The 19,039-nt window shown below is 62.8% G+C and carries 15 protein-coding genes; 1 reads left to right on the forward strand and 14 read right to left on the reverse strand.

The window, feature by feature from the left end; translation table 11 throughout:
* Nucleotides 1–10: 10 nt before the first annotated feature.
* The 14 genes from HF257_RS23920 to HF257_RS23985 form a co-directional block, all read right to left on the reverse strand.
* Nucleotides 11–667, reverse strand: a complete 657-nt coding sequence (locus HF257_RS23920; protein ID WP_185710183.1) for a fumarylacetoacetate hydrolase family protein — start codon at nt 665–667, stop codon at nt 11–13.
* 136 nt (nt 668–803) lie between these two features.
* Nucleotides 804–2,165: an ATP-binding protein gene (locus tag HF257_RS23925; protein ID WP_185710184.1), complete on the reverse strand. Its 1,362-nt coding sequence runs from the start codon at nt 2,163–2,165 to the stop codon at nt 804–806.
* The gene (locus HF257_RS23930; RefSeq protein WP_185710185.1) at nt 2,141–2,806 is read right to left on the reverse strand and encodes a response regulator transcription factor; all 666 of its coding nucleotides are present in this window, start codon (nt 2,804–2,806) and stop codon (nt 2,141–2,143) included. The genes HF257_RS23925 and HF257_RS23930 overlap by 25 nt, the downstream gene beginning before the upstream one ends.
* A 76-nt stretch (nt 2,807–2,882) precedes the next feature.
* Complete coding sequence (locus HF257_RS23935) at nt 2,883–3,305, reverse strand: hypothetical protein (protein WP_185710186.1); 423 nt, start codon at nt 3,303–3,305, stop codon at nt 2,883–2,885.
* A 23-nt stretch (nt 3,306–3,328) separates the two neighbouring features.
* Nucleotides 3,329–4,093, reverse strand: a complete 765-nt coding sequence (locus HF257_RS23940) for a COG4705 family protein (protein WP_185710187.1) — start codon at nt 4,091–4,093, stop codon at nt 3,329–3,331.
* A 61-nt stretch (nt 4,094–4,154) separates the two neighbouring features.
* Nucleotides 4,155–5,210, reverse strand: a complete 1,056-nt coding sequence (locus HF257_RS23945; protein WP_185710188.1) for an ABC transporter ATP-binding protein — start codon at nt 5,208–5,210, stop codon at nt 4,155–4,157.
* Complete coding sequence (locus HF257_RS23950; protein WP_185710189.1) at nt 5,207–6,799, reverse strand: ABC transporter permease; 1,593 nt, start codon at nt 6,797–6,799, stop codon at nt 5,207–5,209. The genes HF257_RS23945 and HF257_RS23950 overlap by 4 nt, the downstream gene beginning before the upstream one ends.
* A complete protein-coding gene (locus HF257_RS23955; protein ID WP_185710190.1) occupies nt 6,800–7,813 on the reverse strand; it encodes an iron ABC transporter substrate-binding protein in 1,014 nt (337 codons plus the stop codon).
* Nucleotides 7,814–8,100: 287 nt separating this feature from the next.
* Nucleotides 8,101–9,432: a c-type cytochrome gene (locus HF257_RS23960; RefSeq protein ID WP_185710191.1), complete on the reverse strand. Its 1,332-nt coding sequence runs from the start codon at nt 9,430–9,432 to the stop codon at nt 8,101–8,103.
* Between the two features lie 16 nt (nt 9,433–9,448).
* Nucleotides 9,449–11,674: a xanthine dehydrogenase family protein molybdopterin-binding subunit gene (locus HF257_RS23965; protein ID WP_185710192.1), complete on the reverse strand. Its 2,226-nt coding sequence runs from the start codon at nt 11,672–11,674 to the stop codon at nt 9,449–9,451.
* The gene (locus tag HF257_RS23970) at nt 11,674–12,129 is read right to left on the reverse strand and encodes a (2Fe-2S)-binding protein (RefSeq protein WP_185710193.1); all 456 of its coding nucleotides are present in this window, start codon (nt 12,127–12,129) and stop codon (nt 11,674–11,676) included. The genes HF257_RS23965 and HF257_RS23970 overlap by 1 nt, the downstream gene beginning before the upstream one ends.
* A 161-nt stretch (nt 12,130–12,290) precedes the next feature.
* Nucleotides 12,291–14,645, reverse strand: coding sequence for a TonB-dependent receptor (locus tag HF257_RS23975; protein WP_185710194.1), 2,355 nt, complete (start codon nt 14,643–14,645; stop codon nt 12,291–12,293).
* Between the two features lie 515 nt (nt 14,646–15,160).
* Entirely contained in the window at nt 15,161–16,111 is a 951-nt protein-coding gene (locus HF257_RS23980) for a FecR domain-containing protein (RefSeq protein WP_185710195.1), read from the reverse strand.
* Nucleotides 16,112–16,618 carry a sigma-70 family RNA polymerase sigma factor gene (locus HF257_RS23985; RefSeq protein WP_185710196.1) on the reverse strand — a complete coding sequence of 169 codons (507 nt, stop codon included), beginning with the start codon at nt 16,616–16,618 and terminating at the stop codon, nt 16,112–16,114. It lies immediately after the preceding gene.
* 167 nt (nt 16,619–16,785) lie between these two features.
* Here HF257_RS23985 and HF257_RS23990 point away from each other — a divergent pair, with 167 nt between their 5' ends.
* The gene (locus HF257_RS23990; RefSeq protein WP_185710197.1) at nt 16,786–18,927 is read left to right on the forward strand and encodes a TonB-dependent receptor; all 2,142 of its coding nucleotides are present in this window, start codon (nt 16,786–16,788) and stop codon (nt 18,925–18,927) included.
* Nucleotides 18,928–19,039: the final 112 nt, after the last annotated feature.

Genomic DNA, 19,039 nt, shown 5'->3' on the forward strand with positions numbered 1-19,039 from the left:
CGGTGTTTCCTCACTCGGCCACAATAGGGTTGGTCAGGCGACCCAGGCCGCTGATCTCGACGACAACTTCATCGCCGGGCACGACGTCGACGCGGCCTTCAGGTGTGCCGGTGATCAGCACATCGCCTGCGTGCAGGGTCATGAATTCACTGAGTTCGGCGATCAACCGAGGAATGCTGCGCACGAAATTGGCCGTGGTGTTTTCCTGGCGTACTTCGCCGTTGACCAGCAGCGTGAGCACCAGCCCGTGGACATCCGGCACTTCGCCAGTGGGGATCACTTCGCCGCTGAGCGCACAAAAACCATCGCGGCATTTGGCTTTGACGGAGGGGCGGTAGTAGCTGTCTTCCGGCAGGCTGAATTCGTTGACGATCACGTAGCCGGCGACATGCGCGAGGGCGTCCTGTTCGGCCACGCGGCTGGCGGTCTTGCCGATCACTACCCCCAGCGCCGGGCCAGGCTGCAGGCGCTCGCCAGTGGGGGCGATCACGGCTTGGCCGTCGACGGAGCGGGTGTTCGGCGTCTTGATGAACAGCACCGGTTTTTGCGGCGGCTTCTGGTAAGGCGGCTGGTTGAATTCGTCCAGTCGGCTGTGCAGCAGGCCTTGGTAGTTCAAGGCGATGCCGAACAAGGTACCGGTGGCGATGTCGCTGGCGGCGCGGCGCATGTCTGACTCCTGAATCTGGCTGGATTGATTAACATGTTAACCTTGTAATTAAGATGTTAACAATGGCCGTTCGGGATTTTTTTCGGGGTAAGTTTCAAGGGCACTGGATAGCGCCCTGTGGTGGGTCAAAAGGGCTTTATGGTGCGGGATAAACCTCTGGAATCCACACCGAAACACACAAGCCACGCTGTGCCGCCGGATCGCTGAATGCCAGTTCAACCCGTGCCCCGGTGCGCTCGGCGATCGCCTTGACGATCGACAGCCCCAGCCCGGAACCGGCTTCGTCGGTGCCCAGGCTGCGATAGAACGGGTCGAACACGCGGGCCTGTTCTTCCCCGGCAATGCCTGGGCCTGAGTCCTTGATTTGCAGGTGTACAGCGCCGGGCGTTGCTTGGACCGACAAGTCGATGCGCCCGCCCGCAGGGGTATAGCGGATGGCGTTGTCTACCAGGTTCTTCACCAAGGTAAACAGGTCCAACTCGTTAAAGACCACGTGCGCGTCCTGGGGACTGTCGACGCCGATGTCGATCTGCTTGCGTTCGGCCAGGGGCAGCAGGTCTTCCAGGACCTGTCGATACAACTCATGTACCGAAAGCCGGGTTTGTGCCCGTTCTGATGTCGATTGCGCCGCCGCCAGGCTCAACAGCTGATCAATCAGTTTGCGACCGCGCTCAATGCCCCGTGACAACGGGTCAAACCGCTCGCGGGTCGCAGGCAACATCTCGGTGGCGGCGAGCCGCTCGGCCTGCAAGGACAAGGCGGTCATTGGCGAGCGCAACTCATGGGCCGCATCGGCAACAAAGCGCCGCTGGCTGTCCATGGACTGGGCCACCCGCGCCAGCAGGCGATTGATGGCGACCACAAACGGGCGCACTTCGGTGGGCAGGTGCTGCTCCTGGATTGGATGCAACTCCTGCTCGGCCCGCTGATCGATCTCTGCCGCCAGCACGCCGATCGGGCGAAACAGCTTGCGCACCAGGTCGCCGACCACCAGCAACAGCACCGGAAACAGAATCAGGAACGGCAACAGGCTGCGCCAGGCACTTTCGCGGGCATCCTTGTCGCGGGCGTCCTGTTCCTGCGCTACGGCAATCCGCTGGCCCTGGGCGGTGCTGCGCACCAATACGCGAAAGGCCTCACCGGCCACTTCAACGGTGGACAGGCCATCGGTGAGCGTCGTTGGAAAGGGCAGGGGCAGCGCTTCATCGGTGGCGCCCGTCGCGTGCTGGCCGTCGCCCAGGTATTGGATGATCACCCGCGACTCTTCGTCATCACCGTCGATGGCCGGGCCTTGGGGGTATTGCAAGGTCATCTGCTGGCGGTCAAACAGCATCGCCACCTGGCGCAAGGTGTCGTCCTGCTGTTCGTGGGCCTCTTCAAACGCCGAGACAAAGGCGAATACGCTGGCCAGCAGCGCCACCAACAGAATTGCCAGTGACAGCGTCACCGACAGCCGCAGTTGCACCGACTCATTCAAACGCTTTTTGAAACCATCCATCCCATGCCCCTGACATTCTTGATCACGTGACTGCCCAACTTGCGCCGCAACGCATGGATCAGGAACTCGATGGCATTGCTCTCGACTTCGTTGCCCCAGCCATACAAGCGGTCTTCCAACTCGCTGCGTGACAGGATCGCCCCGGGGCGAATCAACAACGCCTGCAGCAGTGCAAACTCTCGGCCCGACAGCGCCACGCCGCTTTGTTCCTCAGTACTGGCCTCTTTGGACAGCAGGTCCAGCGACACCACGCCGTTGCCCAGCACCGACAACGCGCTGCCGCCTTTGCGCCGCAGCACGGCGCGGATGCGCGCGAGCAGCTCCGAGAGGTCGAACGGCTTGAGCAAATAGTCATCGGCGCCACCGTCGAGGCCGCGCAAACGGTCGTCGAGGTTGTCGCGGGCGGTGATGATCAGCAGGGGCACCGGGTTGTTGCGCGCACGGATTGTGTCCAGCACATCGAGGCCGTCCTTGCCGGGCAGGCCCAGGTCCAGCAGCACCAGGTCGTAGGGGTGGGTGTCGAGGGCGGCCAGGCCCGAGAGGCCGTTCTTGACCCAGTCGGCGGCGTAGCTCGCATCGCTGAGCGCGCGTTGGATCGCGTCGCCAATCATCGGGTCGTCTTCGACCAGCAGTATGCGCATGGCACTCTCCGCAGAAAAAAGCACACGCGGCGAGGTGATCGCCGCGTGTGTAGTGAAGCACCTGTGCCGACAAGCGTCAGCCTTTCATCGTGTCGAAGGCCTTGAGCAGGTCGTCCATCGAGGCCTTGCAGTCGGCCTGGTTCGGGTTGCCGTCACGCAATGCCGAAAGCGCGCGGTCGATGGCTTTGTCCAGCACATGCCAGTCGCTGGCGGCGCGGGGCTTGATGCCGGCTTCGGCGGCGTCCCAGCTGGTTTCCAGGTCTTTGATGCGGGCTTTGGCGCCTGCCAGGTCGTTGCTGACAACCAACGCCGAGACGTCCACTGCGATGTTGCGGAACTCCGACAGGTCGCCCAGTTTCGATGCCTGGCGTTGGCTGGTCGGCGCACCGGTGGCGTCCTTGGGTTTGTCGGCAGGTTTGGAGCAGCCGGTGGCGATGCCCAGCATCAGAATGGCTGAGGCGATGGCGACGCGGCGAATCAAGTTGTGTACAGGGCGCATGAGGTTTTCCTTGGGGTGAATAATCATTGGGTAATCGCTTTGCGGTTGCCGACGTTGAGCTGCGCGACGGCCACCAGCAGCACAATCACGCAGAGGAAGAGGGCGCTGGTCCAACTGGAGCCCATGCCCAGGCCGCCGTAGGTCTTGGCCTGGGTGAGCAGGTCGCCGAGGGAGGCGCCGAACGGGCGGGTGAGGATGTAGGCGACCCAAAACGTCAGCACGCTGTTGACGCCCACGCTCCAGGCCAGCATCGCGACGGCGATCAAAACTGCGAAGATCACTGCACCGAGGGTAAAGCCCAGGCCCAGCGCTTCGGTGGCCAAGTCGCCGGCGGCAGTGCCGAGGGCAAAGGTGCACAGCACCGTGGTCCAGTAGAACCACTCGCGGCGTGGTGTAACGATGTCGCGGATCGACAGGCTGCGCTCGGTGCGATACCAGACCATGAAATTAAGCGCCAACAGCACCGAGAAAATCGCCGTGCTGGTGTAAAGGCTGACGTCGAGTTTGTCGGTGAGGATGTCGGTGATCTGCGTGCCGACGATGCTCACCAGCACCACGGTCAGCCAGTAGATCCACGGGGTGTAGGCCTTGGTGCGCATCTGCCGGAACAAGGCGATGGCCAGCAGCGCAGCCATGCCGAGGCTGGTCCAGCCGGCACCGAAGCCGGCATCCACGGCGAGGTAGTCCGCGCCGGTTTCGCCCACGGTGGTGGACAGGATCTTGATCACCCAGAAGGACAGCGTCACCTCGGGTACTTTGTTCAGCCAACGGGCTGCTGTGGCATTCATCGGGTTTACCTCTCCTTGACCGCGCTGTGGTTGGCGCAGGGGAGAAGGTAAACCGCGAAACTTAGCTGGGACTGAGGGTGGCGGTTTTTTTCAGAACATGAGCCGTGCCCACGGTGGTGAGGTGCACCACGCTGCCCAGGGGCGGCGCCTGCAGGCCAGAGCTGCGCACCAGGATGGCTTGGCCGTCGGCTTGCAACTCCACGGTCAGGGTGCAGGTATTGCCACCGAATTCGCGCTCGGTCACCACGCCACGGCAACCGGAATCGTCGGTGGTACTGAGCTGCAACTGTTCAGGGCGCAGCATGATCCGGGTGGTGGCGTGGTCGAGCTTGCTGTCGACGGGCACGCGCCCCAGGCCGCAATGGGCCCAGCCGGCTTCGATCCTGGCGGGCATCACCACGGCTTCGCCCAGGAACAACGCGGTCTGCTCGTCGACGGGGTATTGGTACAGGTCCATCGGATGGCCCGACTGCACCAGCCGACCCTGGCGCATCACGGCCAGTTGATCGGCAAACGACAGGGCTTCGCTTTGATCGTGGGTGACCAGGATCGTGGTAATGCCCGCGTCACTGAGCAGGCGCGCGACCATTTTGCGCATGGCCGAGCGTAAGCCGGTGTCCAGTGCGGAGAAGGGTTCATCCAGCAGCATCAGGCGCGGCTGTTGCGCCAATGCGCGGGCCAGCGCCACGCGTTGTTGCTGACCACCGGAGAGTTCGTGGGGCCAGCGCCGCGCCATGGTGGTGTCGAGGGCCACGCTGTCCATCAGTTCGGCGATGCGTTCGTGGCGCGGTTCACCCTTGGTTGCCAGGCCGAAGCCGATGTTGTCGGCCACGGTCATGTGCGGAAACAGCGCGCCGTCCTGCGGCACATAACCGATCTGGCGTTGGTGCGCTGGCACGGCGTGGGTGTTGTCGACCAGGGTTTGCCCGTTCAGCGTGAGGCTGCCGGTGTCGGGGAATTCAAAGCCGGCAATCATCCGCAGCAAGGTGGTCTTGCCCGAGCCGGACGGCCCGACGATCACCGTACGGCTGCCGGTGGGCACCGACAGACTGACGTCCGCCAGGGCACGCTGGGCGCCGAAGGATTTGCAGAGTGCGTTCAGTTCGAGGGCGTTCATCGGCCTGCCGTGCGTTTGGATTGATGGTAGAGAAGGCCGGTCAACGGCAGAGACAGCAGGATCATGATCAGCGCGTAAGGCGCCGCCGCCGCGTAGTCGATCTCGCTGGTCATCGCCCAGAAGCCGGTGGCCAAGGTGCGCGTGCCGTTGGGCGCCAGCAGCAAGGTGGCGGTCAATTCATTGGTGATCGCCAGGAACACCAGCGCCGCACCGGCAGCGGCAGACGGTGCGGCCAGGCGCATCGTGATCAGCCACAACGCCCGACCTGGCGAGCGGCCGAGGCTGCGGGCCATGTTTTCCAGCTCCACGGGTGCCTGTGCGATGCCGGCGCGCAAGCTCACCAGGGCTCGTGGCAGGAACATCAGCAGGTAGGCGAGCAGCACGGTAATCGTGGTTTGGTAGATTGGCCGGGCGAAGTGGATGGTCACCGTAACCAACGCCAGGGCCACGACGATGCCGGGCAAGGAGCTGGTGATGTAGTTGCAGCCTTCCAGAATGCGCTGCAACCGCCCCGGCGCACGAATCGACAACCAGGCAATCGGCACCGCCGCGCAGGTGGTCAACACGGCACCGGCGATGCCCAGCAGCACGGTTTGCTCCAGCGCCGGCAACAGTTCGCCCAACTGCCAGACCTCGCGGCCACCGGCGATCAGCCATTTGCCCAAGGTAATCAGCGGAACGCCGAGGGCCAGTGCGCAGGTTGCCATTTGCAAGCCGAGGGAGAGCAGGGTGGTGCCGGTGCCCAGCACAACGATGCGCTGTTCACGGGCGCTGCCGGAACCGACCCGCGCATAACGCGCATGGCCGCGTGCGGCGGACTCGGCGGTGAGCATCGCCAGGCAACACAGTGCCAGCACGGCCGCGAGCATATTCGCTGCCGGGCCGTTAAACGTGGATTTGAACTGATCGAAAATCGCCGTGGTGAACGTATCGAAACGAATCATCGCGTACAGGCCGTATTCGGCCAGCAGGTGCAGGCCCACCAACAGCGCACCGCCGCAAATCGCCAGGCGCAACTGGGGCAAAACCACCCGAAAAAACACCGCCCAGGGCTTGAGGCCCAGGGACTCGGCCACGTCTTCAATCGCAGGATCAAGCCGGCGCAAAGTCGCCGCCACCGGCAAGTACAGAAAGGGGAAATAGGCAATCACCGACACCAGCACACCGGCTGGTAAACCGTGGATCGACGGCACCAGGCTGACCCAGGCGTAACTGTGCACAAACGCCGGCACCGCCAGTGGCGCAACGGCCAGCAGCGACCAGAAGCGGCGCCCCGGCAGGTCGGTGCGCTCGGTCAACCACGCCAGCGCAACACCCAACACAATGCACAACGGCAGTGTGAGTACCACCAGCAGCACGGTGTTTGTCAGCAATTCGCCGACACGAGGGCGCCACACCAACGCTTCGATCTGCGCCCAGCCGATCTGCCAGGACACGCCGATCACAAACGCAATCGGCAGCAGCGCCAGCAACGACACCAGCACCGATAAACCGGTGACCCACGTGCCCCCACGGCTTTTGAACAAACCGTGGGCGCGTTTGCGTGGCGCTGCGTGTGCAACACCTGGGAGGGAGGTTTCAGGCAACAATCAGAGCAGTCCGGCCTGGGTCATCAACTCCACCGCTTTCTTGCTGTTGAGCTTGGACGCATCGACCTTCGGCGCGTCCAGCTGTGCCAGCGGCGTCAGCTTGGGGTTGGACTGGGCGTTCTGGCCCACAGCGTATTCGAACGAAGTGCCGTCCTTGAGAATGGCTTGGCCGTCTTTGCCGGTGATCCACTTCACGAAGGCCTGGGCCTGTTCCTGATGCTTGCTGGACGCCAACACACCGGCCCCGGAAATACTCACAAACGCGCCTGGGTCCTGGTGTTTGAAGTAGTGCAGTTTGGTGTTCTTGCTGTTTTCGCCAGTCTTGGACTGGTCGACGAAGCTGTAATAGTGATAGATCACGCCGCTGTCCACCTGGCCAGCGTTGACGGCCTTGAGTACCGCGCTGTTGCCGCGATAAATGGTGGCGTTGGCTTTCATTGCCTTGAGCCAGTCGAGGGTGGCGGCTTCGCCTTTCAGCTCCAGCACGGCGGCGACGATTGCCTGGAAGTCGGCACCGGCCGGGGAGGCGGCCCAGCGGCCTTTCCAGCTTGGCGAAGCAAGGTCCAGCAGCGACTTGGGCAGGTCGGCTTCTTTGAGCGTGCTCGGGTTGTACACGAACACCGTGGAGCGCGCGGCGATGCCGATCCACTTGCCATGGGCCGGGCGATAGGCGGCGTCCACCTGTTCCAGGGTGGTCGGCGCTAACGGCGAGAACAGCCCGGCGTTGTCCACCAGCACCATCGCCGGGGAGTTTTCGGTGAGGAATACATCGGCCGGGGAGGCCGCGCCTTCCTGCACGAGCTGGTTGCCCATTTCGGTGTCGTCGCCGTTGCGGATCGTCACCGGAATCCCGGTCTCCTGGGTAAACCCTTCAACCCACGCCTTGGTGAGGCTTTCATGCTGGGCGTTGTACACCACAATGCCCACCGAGTCGGCGGCATACACGTGCCCGGCGCTGACCAATGCGGTGGCGAGCAGGGCTTTTTTGATAAAGGACGGAAGACGGGTGGTCATGCGGTGAGCGCTCCGGTTTTTATTAATGCACGGGAAATCCGCGAGAGGTCGATTGAGACTAGACCAATAGGAATCATTTGCATGTTTAGGCGCGGCGAATGTAGAGGGGGGAATGAGAAAAAAACGTCAAAGAAACGGTTAACAATTGTGATGAGGTCGAACAGACACTACAGATCAAATGTGGGAGCGGGCTTGCTCGCGAACGCGGTGTATCAGTCGCAGATTCATTGGCTGACACTCCGCTTTCGCGAGCAAGCCCGCTCCCACAATTAACCGAGTATGGGCCGTTAACGCATATGCAAAATAATCGGGCTGCTGCTCGCCGGGTCTGTATGCCCGCGCAGCTTGCCCACCGCTTGCGCGTCCACCGCGTCCCCTTTGTTGCCCCAGGTGCTGCGTACATAACTCAACACCTGGGCAATCTCCTGGTCAGACAGCTGTTCACGAAACGCGGGCATGCGATAGGCATCTGGCACTCCTGCCGTCACTACCCGCTGCGAACCATTTAAGGTGATGTTGATGGCCGAGGCGCTTTCCTTCGCAAGTGCCGAGGTGGCACCGGCCAACGGCGGCATCCACTCGGGCTGGCCCTTGCCGTCCAGGCCATGGCAGGACGCGCAGCGGGTGGCGTAGGTGTGGGCGCCCGGGCCGGTGTCGGCAGCGGCGGTCTGATATTGCCAAGGCGTGCCGTCGCGCTGCGGATCACCCGGCAAAGACTTGAGGTAGCGGGCGATGGCGGCCAAATCTTCATCGGCCATGAACTGCGTGGAGTTGTTGAACGCCTCGGTCATCGAGCCGAACACCACCGCATGTTGGTTACGCCCGGTTTTGAGGAACTGCACGATCTGCGGCTCGGTCCAGCGGCCCAGCCCGGTGTTGGGGTCTTGGCGCAGGCTGGGGGCGTACCAGCCGTCGAGCAGGGCGCCGCTGAGAAACGGCTTGCCGGAGTCATCCAGCGCCTTCTCGTTAAAGGCCAGGCCGCGCGGCGTATGGCAACTGCCGCAGTGGCCGGGGCCTTGGACGATGTAGGCGCCACGGTTCCACAGCGGGTCCTGGTCGGGCTTGGCGGCGTAGGGGTCGCTCGGGGCGAACACGCCGTTCCACAGCGCAATGGGCCAGCGCAGGTTGAGCGGCCAGGGGATGCTGCTGGGGATGTTCGGTTCGCTGGCCGGTTGTACGCCTTGCATGAAAAACGCGTACAGCGCGCGGATATCATCGTCGCTGAGCTTCACATAGGACGGGTAGGGCATGGCCGGGTAAAGCCTGCGGCCACCCGGTGCTACGCCGTGGCGCACCGCCCGGTCGAAGTCGGCCAAGGAGTAAGCGCCGATGCCGTGATCACGGTCCGGGGTGATATTGGTGGCGTGAATCGCCCCCAGCGGTGTGGCCATTTCCAGGCCGCCGGCAAACGGTGTCTTGCCCGGCAAGCTGTGGCAGGCCACGCAGTCGCTGAGCCGGGCGACGTACTCGCCGCGACTGACCAACGCGGCGTCCACGCTTTGTGCTTGTTCAAACGGGGAGGTGGGCTGGCGGGTGACGTACCAGGCCAACACACCTGCGGCGACCAGGCAGGGCAGCGCCAGCCAGCCTGCGGTTCTTACGAATCGACGGTTGTTCATGGGCGGTCTCTGTCGGTTAGCTGAAAGTGTGTCGGCTCAACGGCAAGCTGCGGATGCGCTGGCCGGTCAACTGCGCCACCGCATTGGCCACGGCCGGCGCCACAGCGGGCAACGGTGGCTCGCCAATGCCGCCCATCTTTTCGCCACTCTCGACAATCCGCACATGCACCTGCGCCATGCGCGAAGGCGGCAAAATCGGATACAGGTCGTAGTTGCGCGCCCGTGGCTTGCCGTCCACGTACACCGCTTCCTCCAGCAACGCCTGGGACAAGCCCAGGGCCACGGCACCATTCACCTGCGCCTCGACAATCGCCGGGTTGACGATGCTGCCGGGGTCGATGGCTTCCCAGATCTGGTGCACCTTGACCTGGCCACTTTCAATCGACACTTCGGCGATCACCGCCGCGTGGGAGCCGAACGGCGAGGCCATGGCCACGCCGCGTGCACGCCGAGTACCGTCTTCAGCCGTATACGGGCCGCGCTTCCAGCCACCAGACAACTCGCCCACCGCCTGCAACAGCGTGGTCAGCCGAGGGTTGTCGCGCAGCAAATGCAGGCGCAACTCGTAAGGGTCGTGACCGCCTTTGTCCGCCAGTTCATCGAGGAACGCCTCGTAGAAGAAGTCATTCAACGAATTGCCCACCGAACGCCAGTAACCGAGCATGGCCGGGCCTTTGACGTAGATCTGCGCGATACGTTTGTTGGGGATCGTATAGGACTTGCCCGACAAACCTTCAAGGGCAGTGGGGTCGAGTTTTTCGCCCTGTTTGCCGGCGATGGCTTCGGTCGGGCCTTCGGTTGCACTGACCGCTTCGATGGCCACCGGCAAACCTTTGGCATCCAGCGCGGCGCGGAACTTGACCACCGCCACCGGGCGCAGCACATCGCGCAGGAATTCTTCCTCGCGGCTCCAGATCAGCATGACCGGACGGCCCACCGCCTTGGCCAGTGCAATGGCCTGCGGGTACGGGCTGGCGGAGTCATACAGGAAATGCCGGCCGAAAAAACCGCCGAGCAACGGTGAATGCAAGTTGATTTTCGCGATGTCCAGGCCGGTGCGCTTGGCGATGTCGGCGCGGAACATGTCGGGCGCCTGGTTGGGCAGCCACACGTCCAACGTACCGTCGGGGTTGAACCGTGCCAGGGCCGACGGCGGCTCCAGTTGGGCGTGGTGCAGGTATTGGTTGTGGTAGGTGGCTTCGACTGTGGTCTTGGCACCCGCCAACGCGGCGGCTACATCGCCTTCGTTTTCGTCGTCCCGCGCCGGGCCTTGTTGGGCGGCGAGAAAGTCGCGAAAGCCGTCGCTGGAGAAATCCGCCGGCATCACCCGTACAGTCGCATCGGCACCGGGCTCCTGCCAGTCGACTTGAATCGCCTCGACTGCCCGCTTGGCGTGCCACCAGCGTTCAGCCACCACCGCCACGGCACCGGGCAGTTGGTGGACGGAATGCACGCCTTTCATGGCTTCGACCTGCGCCTGGTTACGCAGGCTGCCCACGGTCATGCCCAGGCGCGGCGCGTGCTGCACGGCGGCGTGGAGCATGCCGTCGACCTTCTGGTCGATGCTGTACAGCGCCTTGCCGGTGGATTTGTCGTAGGCGTCCAGGCGCTTCACCGGTTTGCCGATCCAGCGGAACTGGCTTGGGTCGCGCAGCTTTACGCTGGCCGGGTCGGGCACGGGCATATCCAGCGCGCGCCCGGCCAACTCACCGTAACCCAGCGACCGGCCCGATGCGGCGTGCACCACGCGGCCTGGCTGGGTGGTCAGTTCGGCCATCGGCACGCCCAGTTGCTCGGCGCCGGCCTGCAGCAACATGGTACGCGCCAGGGCGCCCAGGCGCCGCATGACCGGGTAACTCATGCGCACCGACATACTGCCGCCGGTGATGCGCATGCCGTTTTCCATCACCACATAGGCGTCGCCGGGCGGGGCGGCCTCGACCACGAAGGTGGCGGGGTCGGCATCCAGCTCTTCGCCGACAATCTGTGCCATGGCGGTGTGAGTGCCTTGGCCGCCTTCCATAAAGGGACTGAGCAGGCGCACTGTGCCGTCCGGGCGAATCTCCAGGAAGGCCGGCACCTGGGTGCCGCGTTCGGCAACCGGGCTAGTGGCTGCCTGGACTCTGGACGAACCCAGTGGCAGGCCGAAACCGATCACCAGCGCACCCACGGCCGTACTGGCCAGGAAACGTCGGCGCGACAGGTTCACTGGCGTATCGAATAACTCGGTGTGCGCACTCATCAGGCACGCTCCGGCTTGGCCAGGTCATGCACAGCAGTGCGGATAGCGTTGTAAGTGCCGCAACGGCACAGGTTGATCATCGCCGCTTCGATCTGCGCATCATTAGGGGTAGGGGTGTGCTTGAGCAGCGCGGTGGCTGCCATCACCTGCCCAGACTGGCAATAACCGCACTGCGCCACCTGATGTTCGACCCAGGCCGCCACCACGCGTTTGCCCACTGCGTCCTCTTCAACCGCTTCGATGGTGGTGATTTCACGCCCCACCACCCCAGCCACCGGCGTGACGCAACTGCGCACCACGTTACCGTCCACCAGCACTGAGCACGCGCCGCACTGGGCCAGACCGCAGCCGTACTTGGTGCCGGTCAGCCCCAGGTCATCGCGGATGACCCATAACAATGGCGTATCGGCGTCTGCATCAACCTGATAGGTCTTTTGATTAATCCGTAATTCCATGGCTCACCTGCTGATCGACGGTAGGTGCGGCCTTTTTTATGAAGACGTGATGGCCGCTTATGGTTGAACTCTAGTCCACGGCGCAAGGCGACAGTTATCCGCTAGTCGATAAGTCGGAGGATCAGGCAAGTATTCAACAGGATTAGGCGAGACAGCCGTTATTAGAAGTCGACTGTGGCCGACAGCAGCAGGGTACGCGGCGAGCCTTGTGAAAACGCCCCGTAGGACGCCACACCGGACCAGTATTCGCGGTCAAACACGTTCTGCACCGTGGCGCGAAACGTCGTCGGTCGCTCGACGATGCGCGTGGTGTAGCGTGCGCCTATGTCGAAGCGCGTCCAAGGGTCCAGTTGTTGGGTGTTGGCCTGGTCGACGTACTGGCTGGCGGTGTAGATCGCACCGCTGGTCAGCGTCAGGCCTTCGACCCAGGGCGTGTCCCATTCCGCCCACAGGTTGGCCTGCGCCTTGGGCACACCGACGGGGGTATTGCCCTGGTTGGCAGCGATGCCGGTGCGGGTCAACGTTGCATCCAGCAGGGTGACACCGCCGAGCAGGCGGGTGCCCGGGGCGATTTCGCCGAACACATTCAATTCCAGGCCTCGGTTGCGCTGTTCGCCCTGTACGGCAAACCGCCCGCCGGCCAGTTCGCCGCTGGGCTTCTGGATCTGGAACAGCGCCAGGGTGGACATGAAGGTGGCGTAGTCGAACTTGATGCCGACTTCGTGCTGCTTGGACACATAGGGGGCAAACACCTCGCCGGCGTTGGACGCGTTGGACGGCGCGACATCGCCCTTGCTCAGGCCTTCGAGGTAGTTGTAGTAGAACGCCATATGCGCCCAAGGCTTGAGCACCACGCCGAACAGCGGTGTGGTCTTGCCGTCGTCGTAGGCGCTGGTCACGGCGCCTGCGGCGTTGTAGTTGTTGGACTCGATGGTCTGTTTACGCAGGCCCAGGGTGACCTGCACACGTTGGTCCAGCACCGACAAGGTGTCGGCGATGGCCACGCCGGTCAGTTCGCTGGCGGACACCTTGGGGGCGCCCGGTTTGGGGATCGACGGCTTGGGGCTTTCGCTGGGGTGGTAGATATTCGACAGCACCGGCGCACCGGAAATAATCCCCCGCGACAGCTCATCGCGATAACGCGTGACCTGCACGGTACCGCTGTGGCTGATCGGCCCGGTATCAAAGCGCAGGCGCGCGCCGGCGTCGACGGTGTAGCGCTGCACTTCGAAGCGGTAATAACCTGGGATCGACGAGGTGTCACCGGCGCTGTTGACGATGCTTGGCGTCTGGTCGGACAGGCGCGCCACCGCTGACCGGCCGCCGCCGGCGTGGCCGAACACGGTCAGGTGGTCGGTGAGGTCATATTCGCCGCTGAGCAAGGCGGATTTGTCCCGCGTTTTCGACCAGCCCCAGTCCTGGCTAACGTTGGTACGACCATTGGCGGCGTCGGGGATCTTTATGCCGGCGGCGATCAGGAACGGCCGCGAGGCGCCGTCGAAGGTTTCCTCCTGGGCGATCAGGTCCAGGCTGGTGCGCAGGCGCTCGCCCTGATAGTCCAGGGACAGCGCGCCGATATCGACTGCCCGGTCCTGGTGCTCGATCACCGTATCGCCTTGCTGTACACCGCCGTTGAAACGCACACCGAAGCGGCGCTCCTCGCCAAAGCGCCGACTGATATCGATGCGGTTACCCAAATGCGCATCCTGGGCGTAGCTGGCGGTGTAGCGGGTGAGGTCTTCCTCCAGGGAGCGCTTGGGCACCACGTTGATCACGCCACCGACTGCGCTGTTGGGCGACATGCCGTAGAGCAGGGCGCCCGGCCCCTTGACCACTTCGACGCGTTCGGCGTACTCGGTGAACACTCGGTAGTTGGAGGCCACGCCGTACACCCCGTCGAACGCCAACTCGCCGAGGTTACCTTCGCCCACCGGGAAACCACGGATGAAAAACGAGTCGACAATACCCCCGGTCTGCCCGGTGGAGCGCACTGAAGAGTCGCGCTCCAGCAAATCGCCGACGGTGGTGGCCTGTTGGTCCTTGATCAACGCGGCGGTGTAGGTGCTGACGCTGAATGGTGCGTCCATTACATCGGTATTGCCCAGCATGCCCAGACGCCCACCCACTGCCACCTGGCCGCCGGAATACACCGGCGGCAGGTTATACGCGCGCTGGTCGACGCCATCGACCGTGGTGTTTTCCAGCGTGACGCGACGCTGTACCAAGGTGTAGGTGCCGTCACTGCGCAGCACCATTTCCAGGCCGCTGTCAGCCAGCAGCAGGTTGACCGCTTCCTGGGTCGAATACGTCCCGGACAGCCCTGGGCTGGTCAGGCCTTCGGTCAGGGCCGGTACAAACGACAATGCAATACCTGCGTCCACCGCAAAGCGCGACAGCGTAGCGCCGAGCGGGCCCGGAGCGATCTGATAAGCGTGCAGCGCAACAGCATCTAGCTGCGCAGCCATCGTGGCAGCGCTCAATACCAGACTGAACAACACGCTGCGAATCACAAGCATGAAAGGGGGAGCCTTTGGACGAGAGGTAAAGGAGTTCCAAGGTTTGCCAGTTGAGATTGGAAAAAGTATCAGCCAACTGCCATTTTATTTTCGCGCCCACCCAAGGCAGACGCAGCTTTGCTTTGCTTTGCTTTGGATCTTGATCTTGATCTTAGGCGCCCCGTTAAACCACGCTGGCCGAACGCAGGCTTGAATCCGTGGGTAACCCGGCAGGACGCCGGGTTAGCCGCCCCGCGCCATGGATGGCGCGTGGCGGCGGCCCACGGATTCAAGCCGGAGAGAGGGCACACCGAGCCTAGGCGAGGTGCCGAGTGGTGGGGCGAAGCGTTTTGCTTACTTTTGCGCTCTTCAAAAGTGAGCCGCTGTAAGAGCGGAACCCATATCAGCCTTCACCCAAATAACGGATATGTACTCCGAACCAAACCTTCTAGCGCCCAACACATAGCTATCGCAGGCAAGCCAGCTCCCACATTTGAATCTCTTCATAGATGATAAAACGCGGTGGCCTGGTAGGTTCAGGCAGGCGACAACGTCACCCAATACCCATTCAAATGCCCACTCACCCGCACCGGATACGTCTGCACCAACATACCCAACGCCCGCTGGCTATCACTCACCGGAAACGCCCCTGAAATCTTCAAATCGGCAATCGCCGGATCACACCGCACAAACCCCCGACGATAGCGCAACAGCTCAGCCACAAAATCCGCCAAGCGCATCTTGTCGGCCATCAACATACCCCGGGTCCAGGCATCCACATTGCCGTCAGCCGTGCCCAGCGCACCAAACGTCTGCGCAGAAAAATCCGTACGCTGCCCGGCATTAACGATCAGTGGCGCCGTTTGGCTATTCTCGGCCAGCATCACCTTGACGGTACCTTCCAACACCGCCAGATGAGTCCGCGCGTTCAGTTCGCGCACGGTAAAACGTGTGCCCAGGGCCTGCATGCGCCCCTGGCGAGTGCTGACCAAAAACGGGCGGGTGGCCTCATGCGCCGTCTGCACCAGTATTTCGCCTTCGCGCAGGTGTACCAGGCGCTGCTGGCTGTCGAACCGCACGTCGATAGCCGTATCGGTATTGAGCGTTATGCGCGAACCATCGGCCAACACAAGCTCGCGGCGTTCGCCCACGCGGGTGCTGTAGTCCGCCGTCCATTGCTGGTTTTGCGCCAGCTTCCAACTGCCCCAGCCCACCGGCATCACCGCCAACAGCAGCGCCAGTTTGCCCAAGGCTGCGCGACGCTCTGGGCTCGCAGGACGGTCCAGCGCCGACATTGCCAGCGACGGCGGCAGGCCGCCCAACTTGTTTTGCAGCAACTGCGCGCGGGCCCAGGCGCGGTCGCGTTCAGGGCTGCTGAGTTTCCAGTGTTCCCATTCGGCGCGCTCGCTGTCATTGAGGTCGCCTTCGCTGAGGCGCATCAGCCATTCGGCGGCTTCCTCGAGTGCTTTAGGAGACAGGGCGGGCATCTATTCCACCAGCATCAGGCACTGCACAAATGCCTGTTTCATGTAGCGTTTGACGGTGATCAGCGACACCTCCAATTGATCGGCGATGTCCTGGTATTTAAGGCCGTTGAGCTGCGAGAGCAGGAACGCGCGCTTCACCAGCGGCGGCAGCGAGTCGAGCATCGCGTCGATTTCATGCAGGGTTTCCAGCACCACGAAGTGGGCTTCCGGCGAGGGCACCTCATGAGCCGGTACGCAAGCCAGGGCTTCCAGATACGCGCGTTCCAGGGCCTTGCGCTGGTACCAGTTGACCAGGATGCCCTTGGCCACACAGGTCAGGTAAGCCCGTGGCTGGTCGATCACCGTGACTTGTGAAGCGAGGATCCGGGTGAAGGTGTCCTGGGCCAGGTCCGCTGCATCCATGGCGTTGCCGAGTTTGCGTTTGAGCGTGGCGTACAGCCAGCCGTGATGCCCGCTGTACAGGGCTTCGATCGCGCTCAGGTGCGGATTGTTATGGGTTTCGCTCATGGCGCAGGTCTGTGCAATTGAGAAGTATTCCCAATGCTAAGTGACAACCCATCGACAGCGCAACGTCGCAGCCAAGGAAAAAACTTACCGCAGGCTGATACTTTTTCGCGCGCCGGCTGGCATCAGGAGTAATTCCACCTTCTCTCGATGAAAGGACCCCCGACGCCATGCTTGTTGCCAGCCGGTTAACCCTCGCCATTCGAACTGCCTTGTTATTGGCCGCCGCCAGCACCACTGCCTGGGCGGCCGATGAGCCTTTGACGCTCGGTGAAACCAACGTCAACGCCGTGTACAACGGCCCCACCGATTTGCCCGACGTGCTCGCTGGCGGCCAAGTAGCCCGTGGCGCACGCCTGGGCATGCTGGGCAACAAGGACGTGATGGACACGCCGTTCAATGTCACCAGCTACACCGCCAAGACCCTTGCCGACCTGCAGACCGTCACCGTGGCCGACGCGCTGGAGCGTGACCCGTCGGTGCGCTCCACTGGGCAAACCGGTGGCATCGTCGACTCGTTTTTCATCCGTGGTTTTGCGATTGGCGAGGGCAACCTCGGCGAGCTCGCTTATGACGGCGTATACGGCGTGGCGCCCAACTACCGGGCGTTCACCGAGTACGCTGAGCGTGTCGAAGTGCTCAAGGGGCCGGGCGCATTGATGTACGGCATCTCGCCCAACAGCGGCGTAGGGGGTGTGATCAACATCGTGCCCAAGCGCCCGCTGGATCAGAACCTGACCCGTTTCACCGGCAGCTATGCGTCGGACAGCCAAGTCGGCGGCCACCTCGATATCAGCCGCCGTTTCGGTGATGAAAACCAGTTTGGCGTGCGCTTCAACGGCAGCCTGCAGGGCGGCGACACCGCCGTGGATGACCAGCATCGCGACGTGGGCATCGGCGCCATTGCCCTGGATTATCGTGGCGAGCGGCTGCGCCTGAACCTCGATTACATCAGCCAGAAAGAAAGCTACGACGGCGCTTCACGGCCGTTCACTATTGCGCCGAACGTGCAGGTGCCGTCCGCTCCCAATGGCCGTACCAGCCTGCCGCAGAAGTGGGGTTGGTCGGACACCAAGGAGCAATCACTGTTGCTCGGTGGTGAATACGACCTGAACGACAACCTCACCGCGTTCGCGCATGCCGGTGGTGGCCGCTCGGATGTGAAGCGCATGTCCGACCAGGTGCCGCGCATCCTCAATGACGCTGGCGACACCAGCAATATTCCCGGCTATTACAAGTTCAATGTCGACCGTTCCACTGCCGATGTGGGCCTGCGCGGTTTGTTTGCCACCGGTCCGGTGACCCATATGACCACGCTGATGGCGACCCGGTACGAGGATGAGTTATCCCGGGGCATCAACAATGGCACGACGATTCTGTCGAATATCTACCACCCGGTGGACACGCCCAAACAGTCCATCAACGCGCCGAAGGTACTGCGCATTTCCGAGACGGAGCTGTCAGGCGTAGCGCTCACCGACACCCTGGGCTTTCTGGATGATCGCCTGCAACTGACCCTGGGCATGCGCCACCAATCGATTGAGTCGCGTAACTACAACAGCACCGGCGGGGTCAGCTCGCGGTATGACGCCAGTGCCAATACACCGTTGCTGGGCGTGGTCATCAGGCCCTGGGATGACGTGTCGCTGTACTACAACTATGTCGAGGGCTTGAGCAAAGGCGATGCGGCGCCGGGGACGGCGAGCAATGCCGGTGAGACGTTCGCGCCTTATGAATCCAAGCAACACGAACTCGGCGTGAAGTATAAACACGGCACCTTCATGACCAGTGTGGCGTTGTTCCAGATCACCAAGCCCAGCGGCGAAGTGGGCGCCGATGGCGTGTATTCGGTGCAGGCCGAACAGCGCAACCGCGGCGTTGAGTTGAGCGTGTTTGGCGAAGTGGCGCCGGGCACCCGCTTGATGGGCGGCGTGACCTTCCTGGATGGCGAACTGACCAAATCCGCAACCCCTGCCAACCGTGGCAACAAGCCGGTGGGCGTGCCGGATATCCAGGCCAACCTGTGGGCCGAGTGGGATACGCCGTGGCTGGAAGGTTTCACCCTGACCGGCGGCGCGATCTACACCGACAGCCAGTATGTGAACCAAGCCAATACTCAGAAACTCGATTCATGGACGCGCATCGACGCTGGCGCGCGTTATGCGACGAAGATCGAAGGGCGGCCAACCACATTCCGCGCCACGGTGCAGAACGTGTTTGACCGGGAATACTGGTCGGGCGTGGCCTCGTATGGCGCGTTTTCGCCGGGGTATCCGCGCACGTTGCAGCTGTCGGCCACTGTCGATTTCTAAGCAGGGAATGACTGACACAACCCAATCCAAATGTGGGAGCGGGCTTGCTCGCGAATGCGGTCGTTCAGTTAGAACATCTCTGACTGACACACCGCCTTCGCGAGCAAGCCCG

The organism is Pseudomonas cremoris, from assembly GCF_014230465.1.